Here is a 23,001-nt window from a genome sequence, read left to right as displayed (position 1 = left end):
CGCGAACGGGGCGCATCGGTAAAGGCGGGATTTGCCTGCGCTTGACTTCGGTCAGAAGAAAAAGGCCGTCTGAAAAGGTTTCAGACGGCCTTATGCGATTGCGGATATCAATAAATATCCTTCAGCAGCCTGCCCGCACCGGTGAGGTCGGCGACGATGTTGTCGAACATGTTGCCGCCGGTGCGCCCGCCGATTTCTTCGGAAATGCGGATGAGGGTTTCTTCAACCGCTTTGGCCATGTTTTTGCCGCCGCAGATGTAGAAATATGCGCCGCGTTCTATGAGCGCCCAAACCAGTCTGCCTTGGGCGCGGAGGGCGCCCTGCACATAATATTTTTCCGCGCCGTCGCGCGAAAAGGCGGTGTAGAGTCCGGTCAGTACGCCCTGTTCAAGGTAGGCTTGCAGCTCTTCGCGGTAGAGGAAGTCGGCGGCTTCGCGGCGTTCGCCGAAAAAGAGGTAGCTTTCGGGACGCGGTGCGGCGGAGGTCAGGTTTTGCAGGAAGCCGACAAACGGTGCGATGCCGGTACCTGCACCTATCATCACTATGGGGGCGTTGCCGGATGCGGGCAGGTGGAAGTTGGTATTGGATTTGGCGAACACTTCGATGCGGCTGCCTGCTCCGATGCCGCACAACAGGCTGCTTGCGGTGCCTTGGTAGTCCCTGCCGTCGAGCCGGTAGCGGATACGGCGGACGCAGATTTCGATGTGGTCGGGATGGGTACGGCCGCAGGTGGCGGCGGAATAGGCGCGGGGGTTGATGTCGGCGGCGGCTTCGGCCAGTTGTGCCAGCGTGATTTTTTTGTCGGGGTCGAAAGTGCGCAGCACGTCGAGCAGATCGTGCCCGTGGATGTATTGTTCCAACGCTTTTTTATTGGAAATTTTCAACAGGTTTTTCAGTTCGGCGTTGTCGCAGATTTTGGCCAAACCGCGCAACAGGGTTTTGTCCAACAGACGGAGTTCTTTGTGTTTCAGCAGCGTGCGTGCTTCTTCGCTGCCGAAATAGGCGGCGTATTCGTCCAGCAGCGCGTCGGGTTGGGAGGCGTTGACGTAGAGCAGGTCGCCCGCCTGATAGGCGATGCCGCTGCCGGTCAGGTCGAGGCGCAGGCGGTATACCTCCGGCTCGGAGGCGGCCATGCGTTCGCACGAGAGCACTTGTGCGCTGTACGCGGTGTTTCTACCGTATGCGGTAACGGAGAGGCGGTGCGTCAGCGGCCGGCCGGTCGGGTTTTCCAGCGCGGTTTGCAGCAGCGGCAGCCATTGGCGGTAAATGGCCCAGTAGTCCAAATCGGCTTCGACGGGGTCGATAAGCGCTTGCGCCTGTTTCTCCACAAGTGCGGCGGCAAGGGATTTGCTGAAGCCGCAAAACGCGGGATACGAAGTATCGCCCAGTCCGAACACGCAATAGCGTACCGGCAGGCTGCCGAGGGCGCGGAGGCCGTCTGAAAAGCCGTCGGCGTTGGACGGCGGCCCGCCTTCGCCGAACGAGCTGGTGATGACCAGCAGCAGGCTGTCTGCGCCGAGGGCGGACAAATCGAGGCTGTTGAGATCGGAAAGGTGCAGGTCGTATTTTTGCAGGAACGCCTGCCCATGCAGGTCTTGCGCCAGTGCCTGCGCGTTGCCCGATTCCGAGCCGTAGGCGATGTGGATGGAGCGAATGGGGTCGGTCATGGTGTGTCAGATACCGTGGTTGGTTGGATTGAAGGGGCGGGACGCGCGGGGCCGTCTGAAACGGCTGTCCGGCCATAGCGGGAAAAAACGGAATCATAACAGGATTTTCCGTATCTGTTGACCCGTTGCGGCTGAGGCAGGCCGTCTAAAAACCGGTTTCAGACGGCCTGTTTTTGCTGTCCGAACATATCGGTTATAATGCGCATTCTTATTATCCCGTTTCAGGAAACTTTATGCCGCGCCGTATCCTTCTGCTTGCCCTCTCACTCGCCGCCGTTCCGGTTTGGGCGAAAACCTTGTCGCAGACGCTGCCCAACGGGTTGAAAGTCATTGTCAAAGAAGACCGGCGCGCGCCGGTGGCGGTTTCCCAGATTTGGTACAAAGTCGGCAGCATCGACGAACAGGCCGGTAAAACCGGTCTGAGCCACGCGCTGGAACACATGATGTTCAAGGGAACGCCGAGCGTGCCCTCCGGCGAGTTCAACCGCCGAATCGCCGAGTTGGGCGGCCAAAACAACGCCTACACCAACCGCAGTGAAACGGTGTACTACGAAAACATCGCCGCAGCCAAGCTGCCGGAAGTGCTGAAGCTCGAAGCCGACCGGATGCAGAACCTGAATTTCAGCGACAAAGACTTCGCCAACGAGATGAATGTGATTCGGGAAGAACGCCGCCAGCGCACGGAAGACAACCCTTCGGGCAAACTGTGGGAACACGTCTACCTCAACAGCTTCACCGTACCCGCCCTGCGCGCGCCGATTATCGGCTATATGGACGACCTGCACACGCTCAAGGCGGACGACCTGCGCGCATGGTATAAACAATGGTACGCACCCAACAACGCCACGCTGGTCATCGTCGGCGACGTCGACGCCACCGCCACGCTCAAAACGGCGGCAAAACTGTTCGGCGGCATTCCCGCCAAAACCCTGCCCGCACGCAACAATCTGACGGAAAAAGCCGAACGCGAACCGGTTACCGCCCAAACCACTTCCGCCATGACCCGCCAGCCGATTATCGCCCTCTCCTACCGCGTGCCCAAACTGGAAAAATCCGCCGGCAACATGCCTTACGCGCTGGACGTATTGTCCGACATCCTCGGCGGCAATTCCTCCAGCCGCCTGGATAAAAACCTCGTGCGCGGCAAACAGGTCGCCCTGAACGCAGACGTCGGCTACGACCTCTTCAACCGCGAAATGCCCCTGTTCAGCATTATGGCCATGCCCAACGACGGCGTCAGCGAACAAAGCCTGCTTGCCGCCATCCGCGCCGAAATCAAAGACATCGCCGACAACGGCGTCGGCAACGAAGAACTCAAACGCGTCAAAACCCGCATGGAGGCCTCCGAAATATACGCCCGCGATTCCATGGTTTCCCAAGCCTCGCTGATGGGGCTGCTGGAGACGCGCGGCTTCAAATACAGCGACGAAGCCGCCATCCGCCGCCGGCTGCGCCAAGTCAGCGCCGCCGATGTGCGGGCGGCGGCCAAACTCCTGACCGACAGCCGTTCCAGCGTCGTTACGGTCAGACCGGAAACCGCCCGTCCATAACGCAACAGGCCGTCTGAAAATGCCTAACGTTTTTTTCAGACGGCCTCATCACACGAAAGCGACAGACACATGCAGTTGAAAACCCTCATCCTCGCCCTCGCCGTCCTGCCCCTGACCGCACAGGCCGCCGTCAACATCCAGCGCTGGAAAACCAAAGAAGGCACGCAGATTCTGCTGGTGGAACACCACGAAAACCCGATAGTCGACATGGCAGTCAGCTTCAAAGGCGCAGGCAGCGCGTTCGACCCGCAAAACAAAAGCGAAGTATCCGAATTCACCGCCGCACTGCTGACTTCGGGTACCAAACAGCTTGATGAAGAAGCGTTCAACGCCCGCACCAACGACATCGCCGCCAACCTCGCCTCCGCCAGCGATCTGGAGACCTCGTCCGTCGAAATGCGCAGCCTGAGCAAGCCCTCGGTCCTCAAGCAATCCGCCGCCCTCTTCAACGCCGCGCTGACCCGGCCGCGATTTGATTCCGCCGCCTTCGCCCGCCTGCAAAAACAAGGCATCACCACTTTGCAGCAGGAAGAAACCGACCCCGGCTTCATCGCAGGCCGCACCCTGACCAAACTCAACTACCCCGACCATCCCTACGGCCGCGGCGCCGACATCACCGTCGACACCATCCGTAACGTTACCCTCGACGACGTCCGTGCCTTCCACCGCACCCGCTACGGTAAAGACAATGCCATCGTCGCCATCGTCGGCGACATCAGCCGCCGCCGCGCCGAAAAACTGGCCGAAGACGCGCTCAAAGGACTGCCTGCCAAAAGCAGCGCGGGCAACGGCGCACCGGACGTCCGCAACCACCCCGCGCAACGGCGCGACATCCCGTTTGCCGGCGAACAGGCGCAAGTCCTGCTCGGTATGCCGCTCATCAAGCGGCACGACCCCGACTACTACGCACTGGTCGCAGGTAACTACATCCTCGGCGGCGGCAGCTTCGACAGCCGGCTGATGAAAGAACTGCGCGACCGCCACGGCTACACCTACGGCGTGTTCAGCACCCTCGAACCGGCCACACAAGCAGGGCCGTTCGGCATCAGCTTCTCCACTCAGAAGAAAAACACCCGCGCCGCCCTTGCCGACGCCCGCGCCGTGGTGGAAAAATTCATCGCCGAAGGCCCGACCGAAGCCGAGTTGAAACAGGCCAAAGCCAATATCACCGGCAGCTTCCCGCTGCGTTTCGACACCAACGCCAAACTGCTGGACTACCTCTCCCTCATCGGCGTGCACGACCTGCCGGACGACTATTTGGAAGCCTACCCGAAAGCCATCAACAAGCTAACCGTGGCGCAAGTCCGGGACGCATGGCGGCGGCGGGTGAAATTCAGCGACCTGAACATCGTCGTCGTGGGCGCGGATACCAAAGACGCGAAACCGGCGAAGGCCGCGAAGAAATAAACCGCAGACATATTATAGCTGCTGTTCACGCTCATCAGGTTCGTCCAATACGGCTTCACGATTTTCAGACGGCCTGTCGTCCGATTGGTTGACTGCCCCGCATACGTTCAAAATTTCCAAACCGAATTTACTGATTTTGGCTTCGCCCAAACCGTAAATTTCATGTAGCTCTTCCAGCGTTTGCGGCATCTTTTCAACAATGTCGCGCAAAGTTTTATCGCCGCACACCACATAAGCCGGCACTTCGTCCGCCTTTGCCTTTTGCTGTCGCCAGCTTCGCAATGCTTGCCACAGGCGCTCTTCGCGTTCGGTACGTAACCATTCTTCTTTAGGTTTCTGCGTCGCTGCTTTTTCGCGTTTAAGCGGCCTAAACCACACTTCCGACCCGCCTTTCAAAACCTGTTTGGCATTTTCAGTCAGTTGCAGCGATTGATGCAGCAAGGGATTAACGGTCAAATAACCTGCGCTGATACATTGGCGGATGACGCTGCGCCATTCTTTATCGCTCAAATCGCCGCCTATACCGTAAGTGGACAATTCGTGATGCCGGTTGCGCCGTATCCAATCGTCACTTTTGCCGCGTAATACGTTAATAACATAACCGGCGGCATAACGCTGGCCGACGCGGTATACACAACTCAAAAGTTTTTGTGCCAATACCGTGCCGTTAAAACGGACGGGCGGATGCAGACAGTTGTCGCAATAGCCACAAGGCTGTGAATTCTCACCGAAGTGCCTGAGCAGCAAAACCCGCCGACAATCCGCCGTTTCACATACGGACAACATAGCGTCAAGCTTTTGCATTTCTATCTGTCTTTGCGTTTCGTCAGTCTGACCTTCGGCAATGCGTTCGCGCAACAAAACCCAATCGTTAAGGCCGTAGCACAACCAACTTGCGGCAGGCAATCCGTCACGTCCGGCGCGACCCGATTCTTGATAGAAATGTTCGATGCTCTGCGGCATATCGAGATGGGCGACAAAACGCACATCAGGTTTGTCTATACCCATGCCGAAAGCGACGGTAGCCACAACAATAATATTGTCTTCATGCGTAAATTTGCGCTGGTTGGTTTCGCGCATTTCCATACTCAATCCGGCATGATAGGGGATGGCGTCCAAACCGTTTTCGCATAAAAATCCGGTTACATCTTCCACTTTTTTCCGGCTCAAGCAATATACAATGCCGCTCTGACCACCCATTTGTTTTTGGATAAAGTCTAGGAGTTGTTTTTTACCGTTGTTTTTTTCGATAACCTGATAATAAATATTCGGGCGGTCGAAACTGGAAATATATTCGGGCGCATTTTCCAGACACAGATGATGTTTGATGTCCGCCCGTGTTGCCGCATCAGCGGTCGCGGTCAGTGCGATGCGGGGAATTTGCGGATAACATTGGGCCAACATGCCTAGCTGTTGGTATTCAGGGCGGAAGTCATGTCCCCATTGACTGACACAATGGGCTTCATCAATGGCAAACAGGCTGATCGTTTGCTGATCAAGAAACCGTAGGAAACGGTCGCTGACTAAACGCTCGGGCGCAACATAAAGCAGTTTCAGACGGCCTTGTGCCAATTTTTCCGCCACTTCACGCGCTTCTTCGGCGGTAGTACCGCTATGGACACTGGCGGCTTCGATTCCCGCCGCATGTAAACCGGCTACTTGGTCATTCATTAAAGCAATCAGCGGCGATACAACGATAGCCACTCCTTCACGCATCAGGGCGGGAATCTGGTAACAAAGCGATTTACCACCACCAGTCGGCATCAGCACCAACAGGCTTTCTCCCTTGGCCAAAGTGTTGACTACGGCCTCCTGATTGCCGCGAAATTCGGGATAACCGAATACTTCGTGCAAAATCTGTTTGGCCGTCGGCGTGGTCATGGAATGTCTGTCCCGAAAGTAATAATGATTGGAAGTGTTATTTTAGCGTTTTTAGACATGCTTTGCATGGATCGGGACATCTGAAAGGGTAAGCTTTGCAAAGTCGATTTACTTAGGCAGCGGTATTAACGGATAATACGCGAAATTATTTTTATAAGGATGATACAAAATGCAGATTTTGCGTTTGGCCGCACTCACGCTGCCCGCCATACTGTTGGCGTCCTGTGCTTCTTCCGGTCCTTCCGTCAGCGGCGATTGGGAAAGCATCGGCACCATTTCCAACGGCAATATCAAAGTTACATTAGACAAAAACAGCATCAAGAAAAACGGCGTTCTGGCTACTTTCCGCGATAAAAAAGTCATCTCTAAAATGAGTGAGGAAAGTTTTTCAAATACGCCTAAATATAAAACAGCCATCGGAGAATGGGAAGTTCACTGCACCAATAAAACCTACCGCCTGACGGCTTTACAGCTCTTAGACGAACGCGGGCAGACTATTTCTAATCAGAAATATACTACGGTCAGCGTGCGTCCTATGAGCGTAATGAACGGCACTATCATTGAAAAACAGTTTGAAACTGTTTGCGGCAAAAAGTTGTAACAGTTTAATTCATCTAAAAAGAGAGGCCGTCTGAAACTCGTGTCATAAGGTTTCAGACGGCCTTTCTTTTCTTAAATCATAGTTACGGTTTACCTTAAACGGACGCCCGTTTCTCCGTCAATAATCTGACTTGGTTTTTCTTGCCCTCCGATTAAACCGCTTACCACCCACACTTTCCTACCAAATTGCCGCCGGACCTCGCGCTCGGTTTTACACGGCCGTTTGCCGGCACGGTTGCACGACGTTGACACCAACGGTGTTCCCAGTACCTTACACAACCTCCGCGCACCTTGATGGGCGGGAACGCGCACAGCCAGTTTATTCCTCCCCTTCCCTCTCAGTAAAGGCAGTATTCCAGCCCGAGAGGGGAGCAAAAAGGTTTTCGGTGCCGGCCATTCTCGTTCCAACATAAAAATTGTTTTTTCAGACGGCCTTTCCAATAGCGACTGTAATTGTTCCAAACGGCTGCCGATAACAATCATACCTTTATCCTGCGGCCGTTTTTTCAAACTGACCACCCGACTTAGCGCTCTGGGAAAAGTTGGAATACAGCCTAACCCATAACAAGACTCGGTCGGATATGCAACCAATCCGCCCCGTTTAAGGTGGATTTTCAATTTGCGCTGCGCCGATGCAGTAAGTATTCGTGGAAACAACATAATGGAATGGTTTGAAGGCCGTCTGAAAAATTCAGACGGCCTCTCTATATCTTTAAAAAATAATTAACGGTTGATGGCTTTATCCGCAATATCTTTACGATACTGCATTCCGTCAAAACTGATTTTTTGTACTGCCTGATAAGCCTTGGTTTTGGCAGCAGCCACATTATCGCCCAAACCGACGACACACAATACTCGGCCGCCGTTGGTTACAACTTTACCGTTTTCGTTTAAAGCAGTGCCGGCATGAAACACTTTTCCAATTCGATCTGCTTCGTCCAAACCGGTAATAATGTCGCCTTTTTTAGGCATATCAGGGTAATTCTCGGCTGCCAATACCACGCCGACTGCAGTCTGAGGATTCCATTCCGCAATGGTACTATTCAGTTTGCCGTCTATTGCAGCTTCCAACAAATCAACCAAGTCGCTATTCAAACGGCTCATAATCGGTTGAGTTTCAGGATCACCGAAACGACAATTAAATTCAACCGTATATGGTGCTCCGGTTTTATCAATCATCAAACCGGCATACAGAAAACCGGTAAATTTGTGGCCTTCCGCCTTCATACCATTGACTGTAGGCAAGATAATCTCGTTCATAGCACGTTCGTATACATCTGACGTTACCACTGGCGCCGGACTGTACGCACCCATACCGCCCGTATTCGGACCACAATCATCATCCAGCAAACGTTTGTGGTCTTGACTGGTCGCCATTGGCAACACATTGTCACCGTCCACCATCACAATGAAGCTGGCCTCTTCTCCTTGCAGAAAATCTTCAATAACCACTCTTGCGCCCGCATTGCCCATTTTGTTACCCAGCAACATATCATCAATCGCAACATGTGCCTCATGCAAAGTAACGGCCACAACCACTCCCTTACCTGCTGCCAAGCCGTCTGCTTTAATAACGATCGGTGCACCTTTCTGATTTACATATTCATGTGCCTTTTCTGCATTTTCAAAAGTCTGATATTGCGCGGTAGGAATACCGTATTTTTTCATAAATGCTTTGGCAAAATCTTTCGAACTTTCCAGCTGGGCCGCATACTGGGTGGGACCAAAAGCCTTTAAACCTTCAGCACGAAAATCATCCACAATACCAGCGGCCAACGGCGCTTCCGGACCTACTACAGTAAAAGCAATATGTTCTTTTTTACAGAAATCAATCAGGTCGGCATGAGCTGTTAAAGTCAGATTTTTCAATTTAGGCTCAATCGATGTACCGGCATTACCAGGCGCAACGAAAACGGTTTCTACTTTTGGGGATTGTGCCAATTTCCAAGCCAGAGCATGTTCACGGCCACCACTGCCGACAACGAGTAATTTCATGCCTTCTCCTTGATAAATAAAGTTTTTAAATTGTACGATTATAGCCCATTTAACTTTAATTAGACAGGTTTATATCTGTATTCAACAATATAATGGACCGTCTGAAAACATATTAATAAATAAATTCAGACGGCCTCTATAAATAAGGATTTTCAGTATAAATTTCGATATTGCGAGTGTTCTCCCATGCCGTAATACATAACGTATAACAGGCCAAAGGAAGTCGGACAGTTAATCTGCAATCCAATTGCAAATCTTGCTCGATAATATTGCCCTGATTTTGTTTGGTAATTCTGATAGCCTCATTAAGATAGGGATATTCGCAACGCAACCATACCATTTTTTCAACGTTTTTTTCAATCACTTCCGCAACGGTCAAAGCCTTCGCTGCCGCTGTTTTATAAGCATGAATCAAACCTGGCACACCTAATAATGTACCGCCGAAATACCGTACAACAATCACCAATACATCCGTTAGGCCTGCTGAATCAATCTGCCCTAAAATCGGACGCCCTGCACTGCCCGCTGGTTCTCCGTCATCATTAGCACGGAATTGCGTACCATCAACACCCAAACGATATGAGTAACACCAGTGCCTTGCTTTATGGTGTTCTTCTCTAAGAATTGAAACGTACTGTTTAACTTCTTCTAATGTCTGAATAGGATACGCAAACGCAATAAAACGGCTTCCTTTATCCTTAAATTCGGCTTGAGTAGTTGAAGCAATGGTCTTGTAAATAGCAATATCCATTTATTTCACCAAATCTAAAAAAATTCAGACGGCCTTAATAAGATTACTAAGAAGCCGTCTGAAAAGCGTTTCACGTGAAACAGACATCAGCTTTTTAAGGCATCAACCAGTTGCGGAACTATTTCAAACAAATCTCCAACCAACCCATAATCCGCTACATTAAAAATAGGTGCATCGGCATCTTTATTGATGGCAACAATAACTTTACTATCCTGCATACCTGCAACATGCTGTATCGCACCTGAAATACCCACCGCAATATACAACTGAGGGGCAACAACTTTACCGGTTTGTCCAACTTGTATATCGTTTGACGCATATTCCAAATCAACTGCCGCACGTGATGCACCAATTGCCGCATTTAATATATCGGCCAACGGCGTCAAAACAGAATTAAAGTTTTCGGCACTACCTAATGCACGTCCGCCCGATACAACAACTTTAGCTTGAGTCAGTTCCGGTCTATCAGATTGAGACAAATTGCGTGATACAAAACGGCTTAAATTTTGTGCCGGAATAGCATCAATTTTTACAATTTCTGCATTGTTTCCAACAAGGGCCGCAGCATTAAAAGCCGTTGCACGGAAAGTCAATACTACTTTCTCAGATTGACTTTGTACCGTTTCAAACGCATTACCGGCATAAATAGGCCGTACAAAAGTATTTGCATCCACCACTTCAGTTAAATCAGAAATCTGCGGTATATCCAATAAAGCAGCTATACGTGGCATCAGATTTTTACCGAAAGCAGTTGCAGTAGCGGCAATATAGCGATAATCACCAGCTAATTTAACGGCTAGCGGTGCCAATTCTTCTGCCAAACCCTCTGCATAATGAGATGCATCCGACACCAATACTTTGCTAATACCTTGTACCTGTCTGGCTGCTTCAACAACAGAAGTAGTATCTTTCCCCGCTACCAACAAATGAACTTCACCCAATTTGGCAGAAGCAGCAACTGCATGAAGTGTAGCAGGATTTAACTGCTGGTTATTGTGTTCGGTAATAATCAATACACTCATTTTCCTCTCCCTCCATTAAATCACTTTAGCTTCATTTCTCAATTTATCAGCCAATTCGGTAACGCTGCCGACTTTTATACCTGCTTGACGCTCTCTGGGTTCAGCTACTTTAATCGTACGAATAAGGGGGACAATACTAATGCCTAACTCCTCAGGACTTAATTTTTCCAATGGTTTTTTCTTTGCCTGCATGATATTAGGCAATTTTACAAAACGCGGCTCATTTAAACGTAAATCCGCACTAATTACCGCAGGCAATTTCAGAGCAAGCGTTTCTTCACCGCCATCAATCTCGCGTGTTACCAAAACTTCATCAGCATTAAGTTCTATTTTGGAAGCAAACGTACCTTGGGCTGCATTCAATAGGGCAGACAACATTTGTGCTGTTTGATTTGCATCATCATCAATCGCCTGTTTACCTAACAGCAAAATCTGCGGATTTTCCTTATCTGCCAATGCTTTTAACAATTTGGCAACTGTCAATGGCTCCAATTTTTTATCGGTTTCAATATGTACTGCACGGTCAGCTCCCATAGCTAAAGCCGTACGTAATGTTTCTTCACATTTTTTATTACCTAAAGACACGGCAATAATTTCATTAACCTTACCGGCTTCTTTCAAACGAACCGCTTCTTCCACTGCAACTTCATCAAACGGATTCATTGACATTTTGACATTATCGATGTCTACATCCGACCCATCCGCCTTGACGCGTACTTTAACGTTATAATCTACTACGCGTTTTACTGCGACCAATGCTTTCATAAATTCTCCTTTAAAGGATTTGAATTCAGTCTTCTACCGACAATTTTTCAATCAGTCTCAATACTAGCCGATTTTGATTTGTGTTCTAAATCAAACTTCTTGGCAGCTACACAATCTGTAAATACCTGATAAACTTCTTCGGATAAAGGAATTTGTCCCATTCCGCCTAAATTTTTTGCCCAATCAGAAACCTGCACTCCGGTTTTTATCGGATCAGTATCAGTATAAATACCGACTACAGGTTTATCCAATGCATTAGCCAAATGTAACAAACCAGTATCCACGCCAACGACACCGACAGATTGCTCTAACAGAGAAGCAGCCTGCAACAAATTCATTTTATCGCATACAACGGCAAACGGAAGTTCTGCAGCAATCACTTGTGCACGCTGTTTTTCTATATTGTTACCCCACGGCAAATAAATAGAATAGCCACTATCGTTGTGTAGCTTAGTCAGCGTATCCAACCAATTTTCAACAGGCCACAATTTACTGTCTCTACTGGTAGCATGCAAAGCGACATAATAAGGTGTTTTTAAATTCTTCAGACGGCCTTCTGCTGGAACATATAAACCAAATCGTTGAAGTTGCGGTATTTGATAATTAAACACTTGAGCGAACAATTCACGATTACGCCATACTGCGTTCTTACCTTTCGGGACATTAAACGTTTGGCCGTACGCCAGTGCGGCCAATCTCTCACGGGAACTGTTTTTATCCAAACCTTTAACTTGTACGTCAGCCATTCTTGCAAATAAAGCACTTTTTATGAGCCCCTGGCTATCTAATACAAAATCAAACTTTTCCTGCCGTAACTCTTTTTTCAGACGACCTATCTCGTGCCATGTCTCGGATTTAAACAACTGCTTGCGCCATTTTCTCCAACGCATCTCATGTATTTTCTTCACAAACGGATGCAATCGAGCAATATCTGCAAAACCTGCTTCACTTAACCAATGCAATCGAATGTCCGGGCGTAAACGGGATAAATCTTCAACAGCAGGAAGCGTATGAATTAAATCTCCCATACTAGATAACCGGACAAGCAGTATTTTCATAAAAAATCCTGATGTTTCACGTGAAACAAAAATAACTTATTGATTATTAATGTAATTATATATTTTTTCAGTATTCTCTAAAATAACTGCACCGGCATCAGACATTTCTTTCCAAGCAGCATTAACTGTATCCGGAGCAATACCACGACATGCGGCAGCATTAACGATGACCTTCCACTTTCCACCTTTAAGCAACTGTAATACCGTTGTTTTCACACAATAATCTGTTGCCAGACCTCCGACAATAACCGTATCCGCACCTTTGCATTTCAACCATTCAAGCAAACCCGTACTTAATTTTTCTTCTATATCGTGAAAACATGCGCCATAAGGATGCAGTTCGGGATCAACACCTTTCCATACACAATAGTCATATTCTTTAGTCTGAGGCAGCCCATCCAGTAATTCATAACCGTAAGTACCTACTATTGCATGAGATACCCATGTCAAATCGGCATCGTTCAAGCCGGTCGGTTTCAGCATATCCGCCGGATTTTCTACCAACCATTTAGCTGAAGGACTGTGTGCATCTTTGGTCATAACACGCAAATCGGCCAATTTAGCCTGTGCATTCAATTCTTCAACAATCAGATTTCCTTCCATTACCGGTAATTCTGCCGGACACAGGGGAGAAAATGTTTTCTGAGCGTCTACATCTATTGAAACAATCATATCAGCACATCCGAAACAAACGGCTTTCATTATAGCAAATCACCATAGGGAAAGGGCGGCAAAGTCATACGGATACTGTGATATGATTTGTTTTATTTGAATTTACAAATCATGCGGCATACTATCGACGCCATCGCCACCGTACATTCCCCCTACAAACAAAAATTCGGCATTGCCCGCCAACCCGGATTGGTACCGGCAGCAGAAGTATGTATCGAATTAAATTCCAAATTTACTGCCGACAGCGTACGCGGATTAGAAGCCTTTGAATATGTGTGGATAAGTTTTATTTTTCACTCAGTTATCGGAGAAGGTTGGTCGCCGCTGGTGCGCCCGCCACGATTAGGCGGAAGGCAGAAAATGGGCGTATTTGCCACGCGCAGCCCGCACCGGCCGAACCATATGGGCTTATCGTTATTGAAACTAGAACGAATAGAAACCGGACGGCCGGTCAAAATCTATTGCAGCGGAGCGGATTTGCTGGACGGTACACCTGTAACGGATATCAAACCCTATATTCCTTTCATCGAGTCCAAACCTGATGCCCGCAGCGGGTTTGCAACGGAAAAGCCTGAGCAACTCAACATCGAATGGGCAGAAAATTGCGGTAAAGAATTATCCGATAAAGAACGCGAAATCATCAGTCAAAGTATTGCGCAAGACCCACGTCCGGCTTATCAAAATATTCCCGAGAGAATTTATGTAATGAATATTTTAGATTATGAAGTAAAATTCCAAATTCGGAATAAAACCGCCTTTATCATCAGCACCGATACCTACCAAAAACCATAACACAGTTTGAAAATCAAAAAAGGCCGTCTGAAAACCCGTATTTTAAGTTTTCAGACGGCCTCTCAATTATCCACAACTAAAACAAACTAGATTTTAGTCGCAAAATATTTCAAAGTGCGGACCAACTGGCAGGTATAAGACATTTCATTATCATACCAAGCCACAGTTTTGACCAACTGTTTGTCGCCTACGTTTATCACGCGTGTTTGAGTGGCGTCAAACAAAGAACCTTCTTCCATACCGATTACGTCGGAAGAAACCAACTGTTCTTCGGTATAACCGTAAGATTCGCTGACGGCCGCTTTCATCGCCGCATTGATTTCTTCTTTGGTAACGGGGCGTTCCAGTACGGATACCAATTCGGTCAGCGAACCGGTAGCCACCGGCACGCGCTGGGCGGAACCGTCCAATTTACCATTCAATTCAGGGATGACCAAACCAATGGCTTTGGCAGCGCCGGTACTGTTCGGCACAATATTCAGCGAAGCGGCACGGGCGCGACGCAGATCGCCTTTGCGGTGTGGAGCATCCAAAGTATTTTGGTCGCCGGTAAAGGCGTGAATGGTTGTCATCAAACCTTCGACGATACCGAATTCGCGCTGCAATACCGCAGCCATCGGCGCCAAGCAGTTGGTGGTGCAGGAAGCGGCCGAAATCACGGTTTCGCTACCGTCCAACGTATTTTGGTTCACACCGTATACAATCGTTTTCACGTCATTACCACCAGGAGCAGAAATCACTACCTTGCGTGCGCCTGCGCGGATATGGGCTTCGGCTTTGGTTTTGCTGGTGAAGAAACCGGTACATTCCAATACCACATCGACACCCAGTTCGCTCCAAGGCAGCTCCTCCGGATTAGGTTTGGCAAATACTTTGATTTCTTTGCCATCTACAACAATCGCATCTTCTTTCAATTCGACGGCGCCTTGAAAACGGCCTTGGGTGCTGTCGTATTTGAACAAGTGCAGCAACATTTCTGCCGGCGTCAAATCATTTACGGCGACAACTTCGATACCTTCCGTTTTTATGATTTGGCGTAAGGCCAGACGTCCGATACGGCCGAAGCCGTTAATTGCAACTTTAATGCTCATTTGTATTCTCCTAAGGTTTAGAAGGGAAAAGAATATTTTCAATCCATTGTAGCCTGAAATAAAACTACTACCTAGTATTACATTGATTCCTTACCGGTTTCCGTTTGATTGGAAAACTTTTAAAAGGAGACCGTCTGAAAAAGATAAGCCGGTTTTAATTTTTAAATTTTGAAATAAATATTATGATTTAGATGAATCAGGACCATATTTGTGGATAACGAAACATTATTTTATATAAACAAAAAGATATATTACCATTAAAGTATAGTGCAATCCCCATTTTCCGTGAAGTGCAATTTGGGATAACTTTGCATTGAGACAAAAATCTGTGGATAACACCAAGTTTATCTACATGTGAATCCTTAATTGTTCAGACGGCCTATTATTTGATTCGGCTGACGATAAGTAAATTCTATGAAAAATAATAGATGATTGGTTCCAATTTATCGTATTATCCGCACATAAACTATTGAAAGAAGCAAAAATATGTTGCAAAGAACCCTTGCCAAATCCATTAACGTAACCGGCGTCGGCCTGCATTCGGGCGAGCGGGTCGCGCTTACCCTCCATCCTGCGGCAGAAAACAGCGGCATTGCTTTCCGCCGTACCGACTTAGGTGGCAAACAAGGCGAAATTATCCGGCTGAGTCCGTATCTGATTAACGATACACGCCTGTCATCCACCGTTGTAACCGAAGACGGCGTCCGCGTCGGCACCATCGAACACATCATGTCCGCATTGTCGGCCTACGGTGTGGATAACTGTCTCATCGAATTGAACGCACCCGAAATTCCGATTATGGACGGCTCCAGCCTGCCGTTCATTTATCTTTTGCAAGACGCGGGAATCATCGACCAAAAGGCGCAGAAACGGTTTTTGAAAATTCTCAAACCCGTAGAAATCAAAGAAACCGGCAAATGGGTGCGTTTTACTCCTTACGACGGCTTCAAAGTAACGCTGACCATTGAATTCGACCATCCCGTGTTCAACCGCAGTGCGCCGACGTTTGAAATCGACTTCGCCGGAAAATCCTACATCGATGAAATCGCCCGCGCCCGCACCTTTGGTTTTATGCAGGAAGTCGAACTGATGCGCGCCCACAATCTCGGTTTGGGCGGCAACCTGAGCAACGCCATCGTCATCGACGACACCGACGTTCTGAATCCGGAAGGCCTACGTTATCCCGACGAGTTCGTCCGCCATAAGATTTTGGACGCCATCGGCGACTTATACATCGTCGGCCACCCGATTATCGGTGCATTCGAAGGCTATAAATCAGGCCATGCCATCAACAACGCCCTGTTGCGCGCGATTTTGGCTGACGAATCATGTTACGAATGGGTGGAATTTCCAAACGATGCCGACCTGCCTTCAGCTTTTCACGAGCTGCCCAGCGTCGCCTGATGTATCGTTTGAACGGAAAAAGGCCGTCTGAAACGGAATAATCTGTTTCAGACGGCCTTTAGACTTGCATCAAACCTTAATCATATACCTTCAACAATTCTACTTCAAAAACCAAAGTGGCATTCGGCGGAATCACGCCGCCCGCTCCACGCGCACCGTATCCCATCTCTGCCGGAATAGTCAGTTTGCGACGGCCGCCTTCCTTCATACCGCCGAAACCTTCGTCCCAGCCCTGAATCACTTGGCCGACGCCTAAAGTAATGGTCAGCGGCTGGCGCCGGTCCAAACTTGAATCGAATTTGGTGCCGTCTTCCAGCCAACCGGTATAGTGGACGGTAATCTCTTTACCTTTGACGGCTTCTTTGCCGGAACCTTCCTGTAAGTCTTCGATAATCAAACTCATGGTTTTTCCTTGATATTTTCCGCTAATCGGGTGAAAGAAGACGTCAGGTTAGCATATTTTCAACCGCAGTTCACGCATTGGCGTAGCGGTCCGGCCGATTCCTGCCGTTTACCGTTTTTCCTCATTTCATAGCGGTGCTGAAGTGTAAAACGGAAAAAGTTATGGTTTTCAACATGATATGTTTCCTATCTGTTTCCGGATGGCTTTTAAACTAAAAACAGGCCGTCTGAATGGTTATTTATTACAAAAATAATAGTAATTATTCTCGAATGGGTACAGTTGATTGTATTTATATTGTTTTAGTTTATAGATATTATTTTATAAAAATAAATAGTATTAATTAAATAACACCCCATTAGCGGGATATATTGTGGATAATTTTGTGCACAATCAGAAAGGCCGTCTGAAAATTTTTCAGACGGCCTTATTATTTATATGTTTATCAAAAGGATAATATTGTTACGACATTCAAAGAAAAACGAAAATCCTGTGGAAATATTTACCGAAAAATTTGTGGATAAAATAAAAAACCGTCCGAAACACGTTCGGACGGCTGCTGCAATGTAACTTATCAAATATCGTAAGTGGTCGATGCGGTATCGCCGCCTTTGCCTGTCCAGTTGGTATGGAAGAACTCGCCGCACGGTTTGTCGGTGCGCTCGTAGGTGTGCGCGCCGAAGTAGTCGCGTTGGGCTTGCAGCAGGTTGGCGGGCAGGCGTTCGGTGGTGTAGCCGTCGAGGAAGGTAATCGCGGAAGCCATGCAAGGCATGGGGATGCCGCATTCGATGGCTTTGGCGACGACTTTGCGCCATGCGGGCAGGCAGTTTTCCAATACGCCTTTGAAATAGGGGTCGGAACCCAAGAACACCAAATCGGGATTGGCTTCGTATGCGTCGCGGATGTTGCCCAAGAACGCGCTGCGGATAATGCAGCCTTCGCGCCACAGAAGGGCGGTGTTGCCGTAGTTCAATACCCAATCGTTGTTTTCGCTGGCCTCGCGGATGAGCATGAAGCCTTGTGCGTAGGAAATGATTTTGGATGCCAACAGGGCTTGGCGCAGGGCTTCGACCCATGCGGCTTTGTCGCCTTCGACGGGGGTAACGGTTTTGCCGAACAAGCCGCCGGTTTGAACGCGTTGGTCTTTGAACGCGGACACGCAGCGGGCGAACACGGCTTCGGAAATCAGCGTCAGCGGGATGCCCAAGTCGAGGGCGTTGATGCCGGTCCATTTGCCTGTGCCTTTTTGTCCGGCGGTATCGAGGATTTTTTCGACCAAAGGTTCGCCGTTTTCGTCTTTGTAGCCCAAAATCGCGGCGGTGATTTCAATCAGGTAGGAATCCAGCTCGGTTTGGTTCCATTCGCTGAAAATGCGGTGCATTTCGTCGTAGCTCAGACCCAAGCCGTCTTTCATGAATTGGTAGGCTTCGCAAATCAACTGCATATCGCCGTATTCGATGCCGTTGTGCACCATTTTGACGAAATGGCCTGCGCCGTCGCGGCCGACCCAGTCGCAGCAGGGTTCGCCTTGCGGGGTTTTGGCGGCAATGGCTTGGAAAATGGGTTTGACGGCAGGCCATGCGGCTTCGTCGCCGCCGGGCATGATGGACGGGCCGTGACGCGCGCCTTCTTCGCCACCGGAAACGCCTGCGCCGATAAAGCGGATGCCTTTTGCCGCCAGCTCGTGCGTGCGGCGGGTGGAATCGGGATAGTTGGCGTTGCCGCCGTCAATAATAATGTCGCCTTGTTCCAAAAGCGGGACAAGTTGCTCGATAAAGTCGTCCACGACAGAACCTGCGCGTACCATCATCATGATTTTGCGCGGTTTTTCCAGTTTGTCCACTAAATCTTGCAATGAATAGGCACCGATAATGTTGGTGCCTTTGGCTGCGCCGTTGAGAAAATCGTCTACTTTGCTGACTGTACGGTTGAAAGCCACTACCTTAAATCCGTTGTCGTTCATATTCAAAATCAGATTTTGCCCCATTACGGCCAAACCGATTACGCCAATATCGCCTTTCATCTTGACTACTCCGTTACTAGATTGTTTGTAGGCTGTAACTCTACTTCATTTACATTTGTTTAACAATCATTAACTATTTAATTTTTTGAAAAGATGGGTTTACGTTTAAAAGAGGGCTACGGCAGAGTAATGGTTTGAATATAACTAGAATTTAAAATATAAAAAGATTTTGATATTGAGTGTATCCCTGTTTTGTGGATAAGTTTTAAAAACCTTATTTTTCAAATTATTAGCTGGTAAATTTTGCTTGGGACAATTCATACCGGACATTGTTAAAAAATGTGGATGATTTTGGTTTTAGCCGAAATACTGTGTATAAGTCAGGCAGTTCCCACAGTAAGGGACCGTTTTATCCTTAGCTCCTGAAAATCTTTTCATGTATAGTTTCAAGACGGGTTAGTGTTCGTTACAGTCGTCAACCAAATGTGCCGACTGATTTTAAAAGGCCGTCTGAAAATTGGAGAAAACATGAAATATTCTTTCTTATTGAAAAGTACATTGGCTGCATTGGTTTTAGCGGCCTGTACACAATATTCCGCAGAGCCGCTGCCTTCCGTTGCGGCGGAGGGTCATGCGCCGGAGCAGGGCACGGGCCTGACCGAACAGAAACTGGTATATGCCAAAGACTTTATGGCGGCTTCGGCCAATCCGTTGGCGACTGAAGCGGGTTACGAAATATTGAAACGCGGCGGCAGTGCGATTGACGCGATGATTGCCATGCAGACCACGCTGGGCCTGACCGAGCCGCAGTCTTCCGGTTTGGGCGGCGGCGCATTTCTGGTGTATTGGGACAACAAGGCAAAAAAACTGACGACGTTTGATGCCCGCGAAACGGCGCCGAAAGCGGCGACGCCGGAGCTTTTTTTGGATGAAAACGGCAAACCGATGGACTTTATGAATGCGGTGGTCGGCGGCCGTTCGGTCGGCGTGCCTGGGATTCCGAAGCTGCTGGAAGATGTCCACAAGCGTTACGGCAAATTGCCGTGGGCAAGTTTGTTCGGCAAACCGATAGAATTAGCGGAGAAAGGCTTTGCCGTATCGTCGCGGATGGCGAAATCCATCGAACAGAACCGGCAGTATTTGCAGCGTTACCCGCAGACCGCCGCTTATTTCCTGCCGGAGGGCAAACCGCTGGCGGCGGGTACCGTTTTGAAAAATCCCGAGTTTGCAGCTTCCGTCCGCCTGCTGGCACAAAAGGGCAGCGCGCCTTTTTATACCGGCAAGCCGGCGCGGAATATGGTGAAGGCCGTTACCGGCGCGCGCGATAATCCGGGGAAAATCAGTTTGGCGGATTTTAAAAACTACCGCGTCATCGAGCGTACGCCCGTATGTGCGCCTTATCGAGAATACAAAGTCTGCGGCATGGGCGCGCCGAGTTCGGGTGCGATTGCCTTGGGCGAAATTTTGGGCATTCTGCAAAATCAGAACATGAAAACGCTTGGCGCGGACAATATCCACAGTTGGCGTTGGATAGGCGATGCTTCGCGGGTGGCGTTTGCCGACCGTGATTATTATGTCGGCGATCCTGCCTTCGTCAATGTTCCGACCGAAACACTAATCGGGCAGCCCTATCTGAAAACGCGCGCCGGAGCAATCCGCGGTACCGATAAGGCGTTGCCGAAAGTCGAGGCGGGCAGGTTCGGGGCTTTGGCGGCGGGCAAGGCGGTTGAGCTGCCGTCCACCAGTCATCTGGTGATTGTGGACAAAGAAGGCAACGTGGTTTCGATGACCACTTCGATTGAAAACGCTTTCGGTTCGACGTTGATGGCCAACGGCTACCTGCTCAATAACGAGTTGACCGATTTCGCCTTCAAGCCAGCAGGCGAAGACGGCAAAACGGTGGCAAACAGCGTGGCGGGCGGCAAGCGGCCGCGTTCTTCGATGGCGCCGACCATCGTGATGAAAAACGGCGTGCCGTATATGGCGGTCGGTTCGCCCGGCGGCAGCCGCATCATCGGTTTCGTCGCCAAAACGCTGGTGGCCCATATCGATTGGGGCATGGATATTCAGACGGCCATTTCGCTGCCGAACATGCTCAACCGCGGCAGCACATATGAAATCGAGGAAAAAACCGCCGCCGCCGCTAAAGCGCCCGCTTTGGAGCAGTTGGGTTATAAAGTCCAGGTGCGCGACCTGAATTCGGGCGTGCAGGGCATCGTTATCGGTAAAAACGGTTTGCAAGGCGGTGCCGACCCGCGCCGCGAAGGCAAAGTGATGGGTGATTAAGTTTTTGAAAAAAAGAAATAAAAGGTCGTCTGAAAATGGGAAAACGCTTCCCGTTTCAGACGGCCTTTCCAATGCCGTTCAAATATATGAACGAGTAAAATTACATTTCTATGGAATAAATTATATGCCCATGAAATATAAAGATAAAATAAACTGTAATAAACAGTTAATTATAGAAATGAAGATGAACTTTCTTCGTTTCTTTCTTTCTTACAGCCATGTACCGAGAAAGGTGCATTAAGTGTTTTAATTACTAAAGTAAGAAGGATATTGATTATGAAAAAATTTGCAGCATTGTTGTCTTTGGCCGTATTGTCCGCTTCTGTAATGGCTGCTCCGGTTGCTAAAAAAGCCGAGCACAAAGGCAAATCTAAAGCCAAAGTTGAAAAAGTAGAATCTGCAAAAACCCAAAGCGGTGCGGCTGAATCAGGTCTGAACGACCAATCTGCTACTACCGGTACTGCCACTCCTGCTCCCGCTGCTCCGGGTGCTGCCAGCGCAGTTAAATAATGCCGGATGATGGAATTTCAAAAAATGCTGTTTCCGGTTTGAATCCGGCTTCAAACACTTTTTAAAATTTCATCGAGAACATAAAAAACCTGCCTTCGGGCGGGTTTTTTATGTTTCTGGCTTTTCAGACGGCCTCTTGCGGATTTTGCGGCCGTCTGATTCCGCAGGAGTATAATGGGCGGCTCTGAACCCTGCGGAGGCCGTCTGAAAATTCGTGCCGCCCGCTTGATAAACCCATCACACGCAAAGTTGCCGAAAATGACCCGCCCGCCGTCCGAAGAATACCGAAAAGGTTTGATTTACGCGTTTTCCTGTTATCTGTTGTGGGGGCTGTTTCCGCTTTATTGGTTCCCGATTACGCACAGCGGTATGGGGGCGGATCAGATTCTCGCGCAGCGTATCTGCTGGTCGGCGGTGTTTTCCTCGGCCGTACTGCTGCTGATGCGGCAGGCGGGACCGCTGCTGAGGGCCGTGCGCGACCGCAGGCTACTGCTGGCGTTTGTCTGTTCGGCGGCGGCGATTTCGGTAAACTGGCTGGTTTATCTGTGGGCGATTACCCATGACCATGTGCTTGATGCGAGTCTGGGCTATTTTATTGCGCCGCTGGTGAATGTTTTGCTGGGACGTATATTTTTCAAGGAAAAACTTGGCTTTGTTCAGATTGCGGCGGTATTGCTGGCGGTAACGGGGATTCTGTGGCTGGCCGTTCCCGCCGGACGCCTGCCGTGGGTGTCGTTATTGTTGGCGGCAAGTTTCGGCGTGTACGGGCTGCTGCGCAAACTTGCGCCGTTGGACGCATTGTCGGGGATGACGCTGGAAACGTTGCTGATGCTGCCGTTTGCGTTGGGTTATCTGGGTCTCAAGGCGGCGCAGGGCGGTTTGGTGTTTAGCGGACTTGGTGCCGTACCTATGGCGGTGCTGATTGGTTCGGGTGCGGTAACGGTCGTCCCCTTATTGATGTTCGCGGCGGCGGCCAAACGGATTGCTTTGGGCGATTTGGGCATGATTCAGTACATTTCGCCGTCGATACAGTTTTTCCTTGGGCTGACCCTGTTCGGCGAAGCATTCAGCACGCAGCGTTTTGCCGGTTATCTTTGGGTGTGGCTGGGCGTGGCGGTTTATGTATACGGTGTGGTTCGAACGGGGAAAAAACGCAATAAGGCCGTCTGAAACGGATTATCGCGTTT

20 protein-coding genes are annotated in these 23,001 nt (G+C 49.4%); 8 read left to right on the top strand and 12 right to left on the bottom strand.

Going from position 1 to position 23,001, the window contains the following annotated elements:
* Window positions 1-107 precede the first annotated feature (107 nt).
* The gene (locus tag ACI43T_RS09305) at window positions 108-1,667 is read right to left on the bottom strand and encodes a diflavin oxidoreductase (protein ID WP_405386667.1); all 1,560 of its coding nucleotides are present in this window, start codon (window positions 1,665-1,667) and stop codon (window positions 108-110) included.
* A 233-nt stretch (window positions 1,668-1,900) separates the two neighbouring features.
* Here ACI43T_RS09305 and ACI43T_RS09300 point away from each other — a divergent pair, with 233 nt between their 5' ends.
* Both ACI43T_RS09300 and ACI43T_RS09295 read left to right on the top strand, forming a co-directional pair.
* Window positions 1,901-3,217 (top strand): M16 family metallopeptidase, encoded by a 1,317-nt coding sequence (locus ACI43T_RS09300; protein ID WP_405386665.1) that lies wholly within the window; start codon window positions 1,901-1,903, stop codon window positions 3,215-3,217.
* A gap of 69 nt (window positions 3,218-3,286) precedes the next feature.
* Complete coding sequence (locus ACI43T_RS09295; RefSeq protein ID WP_405386663.1) at window positions 3,287-4,624, top strand: M16 family metallopeptidase; 1,338 nt, start codon at window positions 3,287-3,289, stop codon at window positions 4,622-4,624.
* A gap of 12 nt (window positions 4,625-4,636) precedes the next feature.
* Here ACI43T_RS09295 and recQ read toward each other — a convergent pair whose 3' ends face one another.
* Window positions 4,637-6,505: a DNA helicase RecQ gene (gene recQ, locus ACI43T_RS09290; RefSeq protein ID WP_405386661.1), complete on the bottom strand. Its 1,869-nt coding sequence runs from the start codon at window positions 6,503-6,505 to the stop codon at window positions 4,637-4,639.
* A 169-nt stretch (window positions 6,506-6,674) separates the two neighbouring features.
* Here recQ and ACI43T_RS09285 point away from each other — a divergent pair, with 169 nt between their 5' ends.
* On the top strand, window positions 6,675-7,106 hold the full coding sequence (locus tag ACI43T_RS09285; protein WP_405386659.1) for a surface-adhesin E family protein: 432 nt from the start codon (window positions 6,675-6,677) through the stop codon (window positions 7,104-7,106).
* An 89-nt stretch (window positions 7,107-7,195) separates the two neighbouring features.
* On the opposite strand, the gene ACI43T_RS09280 is transcribed toward ACI43T_RS09285, so the two are convergent.
* From ACI43T_RS09280 to ACI43T_RS09250, 7 genes are all read right to left on the bottom strand, one after another.
* Window positions 7,196-7,765: an L-threonylcarbamoyladenylate synthase gene (locus ACI43T_RS09280; protein WP_405386657.1), complete on the bottom strand. Its 570-nt coding sequence runs from the start codon at window positions 7,763-7,765 to the stop codon at window positions 7,196-7,198.
* Window positions 7,766-7,828: 63 nt separating this feature from the next.
* A complete protein-coding gene (gene purD / locus ACI43T_RS09275; protein WP_405386655.1) occupies window positions 7,829-9,100 on the bottom strand; it encodes a phosphoribosylamine--glycine ligase in 1,272 nt (423 codons plus the stop codon).
* 136 nt (window positions 9,101-9,236) lie between these two features.
* Window positions 9,237-9,851: an IMPACT family protein gene (locus ACI43T_RS09270; RefSeq protein ID WP_405386653.1), complete on the bottom strand. Its 615-nt coding sequence runs from the start codon at window positions 9,849-9,851 to the stop codon at window positions 9,237-9,239.
* Between the two features lie 86 nt (window positions 9,852-9,937).
* Window positions 9,938-10,873, bottom strand: a complete 936-nt coding sequence (locus ACI43T_RS09265) for an electron transfer flavoprotein subunit alpha/FixB family protein (protein ID WP_405386651.1) — start codon at window positions 10,871-10,873, stop codon at window positions 9,938-9,940.
* A gap of 15 nt (window positions 10,874-10,888) precedes the next feature.
* A complete protein-coding gene (locus tag ACI43T_RS09260) occupies window positions 10,889-11,638 on the bottom strand; it encodes an electron transfer flavoprotein subunit beta/FixA family protein (RefSeq protein ID WP_405386649.1) in 750 nt (249 codons plus the stop codon).
* 47 nt (window positions 11,639-11,685) lie between these two features.
* Window positions 11,686-12,696 carry a lipopolysaccharide heptosyltransferase I gene (gene waaC, locus ACI43T_RS09255; protein ID WP_405386647.1) on the bottom strand — a complete coding sequence of 337 codons (1,011 nt, stop codon included), beginning with the start codon at window positions 12,694-12,696 and terminating at the stop codon, window positions 11,686-11,688.
* Window positions 12,697-12,732: 36 nt separating this feature from the next.
* A complete protein-coding gene (locus ACI43T_RS09250; RefSeq protein WP_009175137.1) occupies window positions 12,733-13,368 on the bottom strand; it encodes a nicotinamidase in 636 nt (211 codons plus the stop codon).
* Window positions 13,369-13,479: 111 nt separating this feature from the next.
* On the opposite strand from ACI43T_RS09250, the gene tsaA reads away from it, so the two are divergent.
* Window positions 13,480-14,160, top strand: coding sequence for a tRNA (N6-threonylcarbamoyladenosine(37)-N6)-methyltransferase TrmO (gene tsaA, locus ACI43T_RS09245; RefSeq protein WP_314105341.1), 681 nt, complete (start codon window positions 13,480-13,482; stop codon window positions 14,158-14,160).
* Window positions 14,161-14,246: 86 nt separating this feature from the next.
* Here the strand turns inward: tsaA and gap are convergent, their stop codons facing one another.
* The gene (gene gap, locus ACI43T_RS09240) at window positions 14,247-15,251 is read right to left on the bottom strand and encodes a type I glyceraldehyde-3-phosphate dehydrogenase (RefSeq protein WP_405386645.1); all 1,005 of its coding nucleotides are present in this window, start codon (window positions 15,249-15,251) and stop codon (window positions 14,247-14,249) included.
* A gap of 486 nt (window positions 15,252-15,737) precedes the next feature.
* Between gap and lpxC the strand changes: the two genes are divergently transcribed.
* A complete protein-coding gene (gene lpxC / locus ACI43T_RS09235) occupies window positions 15,738-16,655 on the top strand; it encodes a UDP-3-O-acyl-N-acetylglucosamine deacetylase (RefSeq protein ID WP_377082323.1) in 918 nt (305 codons plus the stop codon).
* 76 nt (window positions 16,656-16,731) lie between these two features.
* On the opposite strand, the gene ACI43T_RS09230 is transcribed toward lpxC, so the two are convergent.
* Entirely contained in the window at window positions 16,732-17,058 is a 327-nt protein-coding gene (locus ACI43T_RS09230; RefSeq protein WP_009175141.1) for an FKBP-type peptidyl-prolyl cis-trans isomerase, read from the bottom strand.
* A gap of 571 nt (window positions 17,059-17,629) precedes the next feature.
* The gene (gnd, locus tag ACI43T_RS09225) at window positions 17,630-19,078 is read right to left on the bottom strand and encodes a decarboxylating NADP(+)-dependent phosphogluconate dehydrogenase (protein WP_405386642.1); all 1,449 of its coding nucleotides are present in this window, start codon (window positions 19,076-19,078) and stop codon (window positions 17,630-17,632) included.
* A gap of 468 nt (window positions 19,079-19,546) precedes the next feature.
* Between gnd and ggt the strand changes: the two genes are divergently transcribed.
* The 3 genes from ggt to rarD all read left to right on the top strand — a co-directional run bounded on the left by ggt (window position 19,547) and on the right by rarD (window position 22,984).
* Window positions 19,547-21,304 (top strand): gamma-glutamyltransferase, encoded by a 1,758-nt coding sequence (gene ggt / locus ACI43T_RS09220; RefSeq protein WP_405386640.1) that lies wholly within the window; start codon window positions 19,547-19,549, stop codon window positions 21,302-21,304.
* Between the two features lie 276 nt (window positions 21,305-21,580).
* A complete protein-coding gene (locus ACI43T_RS09215) occupies window positions 21,581-21,814 on the top strand; it encodes a hypothetical protein (protein WP_009175146.1) in 234 nt (77 codons plus the stop codon).
* Between the two features lie 258 nt (window positions 21,815-22,072).
* The gene (gene rarD, locus ACI43T_RS09210) at window positions 22,073-22,984 is read left to right on the top strand and encodes an EamA family transporter RarD (protein ID WP_405386710.1); all 912 of its coding nucleotides are present in this window, start codon (window positions 22,073-22,075) and stop codon (window positions 22,982-22,984) included.
* Window positions 22,985-23,001 lie beyond the last annotated feature (17 nt).

The organism is Neisseria oralis (assembly GCF_045062685.1).
Taxonomy (GTDB): Bacteria; Pseudomonadota; Gammaproteobacteria; order Burkholderiales; family Neisseriaceae; genus Neisseria; species Neisseria oralis.
Note: the sequence above shows the minus strand (reverse complement) of the source record. Positions and strands in the feature narration are given on the sequence as shown.

Coding starts and splice junctions, on each gene's coding strand:
- ACI43T_RS09305 (WP_405386667.1), bottom strand. CDS start 1,667: ATGACCGACCCCATTCGCTCCATCCACATCGCCTACGGCTCGGAATCG.
- ACI43T_RS09300 (WP_405386665.1), top strand. CDS start 1,901: ATGCCGCGCCGTATCCTTCTGCTTGCCCTCTCACTCGCCGCCGTTCCG.
- ACI43T_RS09295 (WP_405386663.1), top strand. CDS start 3,287: ATGCAGTTGAAAACCCTCATCCTCGCCCTCGCCGTCCTGCCCCTGACC.
- recQ (WP_405386661.1), bottom strand. CDS start 6,505: ATGACCACGCCGACGGCCAAACAGATTTTGCACGAAGTATTCGGTTAT.
- ACI43T_RS09285 (WP_405386659.1), top strand. CDS start 6,675: ATGCAGATTTTGCGTTTGGCCGCACTCACGCTGCCCGCCATACTGTTG.
- ACI43T_RS09280 (WP_405386657.1), bottom strand. CDS start 7,765: ATGTTGTTTCCACGAATACTTACTGCATCGGCGCAGCGCAAATTGAAA.
- purD (WP_405386655.1), bottom strand. CDS start 9,100: ATGAAATTACTCGTTGTCGGCAGTGGTGGCCGTGAACATGCTCTGGCT.
- ACI43T_RS09270 (WP_405386653.1), bottom strand. CDS start 9,851: ATGGATATTGCTATTTACAAGACCATTGCTTCAACTACTCAAGCCGAA.
- ACI43T_RS09265 (WP_405386651.1), bottom strand. CDS start 10,873: ATGAGTGTATTGATTATTACCGAACACAATAACCAGCAGTTAAATCCT.
- ACI43T_RS09260 (WP_405386649.1), bottom strand. CDS start 11,638: ATGAAAGCATTGGTCGCAGTAAAACGCGTAGTAGATTATAACGTTAAA.
- waaC (WP_405386647.1), bottom strand. CDS start 12,696: ATGAAAATACTGCTTGTCCGGTTATCTAGTATGGGAGATTTAATTCAT.
- ACI43T_RS09250 (WP_009175137.1), bottom strand. CDS start 13,368: ATGATTGTTTCAATAGATGTAGACGCTCAGAAAACATTTTCTCCCCTG.
- tsaA (WP_314105341.1), top strand. CDS start 13,480: ATGCGGCATACTATCGACGCCATCGCCACCGTACATTCCCCCTACAAA.
- gap (WP_405386645.1), bottom strand. CDS start 15,251: ATGAGCATTAAAGTTGCAATTAACGGCTTCGGCCGTATCGGACGTCTG.
- lpxC (WP_377082323.1), top strand. CDS start 15,738: ATGTTGCAAAGAACCCTTGCCAAATCCATTAACGTAACCGGCGTCGGC.
- ACI43T_RS09230 (WP_009175141.1), bottom strand. CDS start 17,058: ATGAGTTTGATTATCGAAGACTTACAGGAAGGTTCCGGCAAAGAAGCC.
- gnd (WP_405386642.1), bottom strand. CDS start 19,078: ATGAAAGGCGATATTGGCGTAATCGGTTTGGCCGTAATGGGGCAAAAT.
- ggt (WP_405386640.1), top strand. CDS start 19,547: ATGAAATATTCTTTCTTATTGAAAAGTACATTGGCTGCATTGGTTTTA.
- ACI43T_RS09215 (WP_009175146.1), top strand. CDS start 21,581: ATGAAAAAATTTGCAGCATTGTTGTCTTTGGCCGTATTGTCCGCTTCT.
- rarD (WP_405386710.1), top strand. CDS start 22,073: ATGACCCGCCCGCCGTCCGAAGAATACCGAAAAGGTTTGATTTACGCG.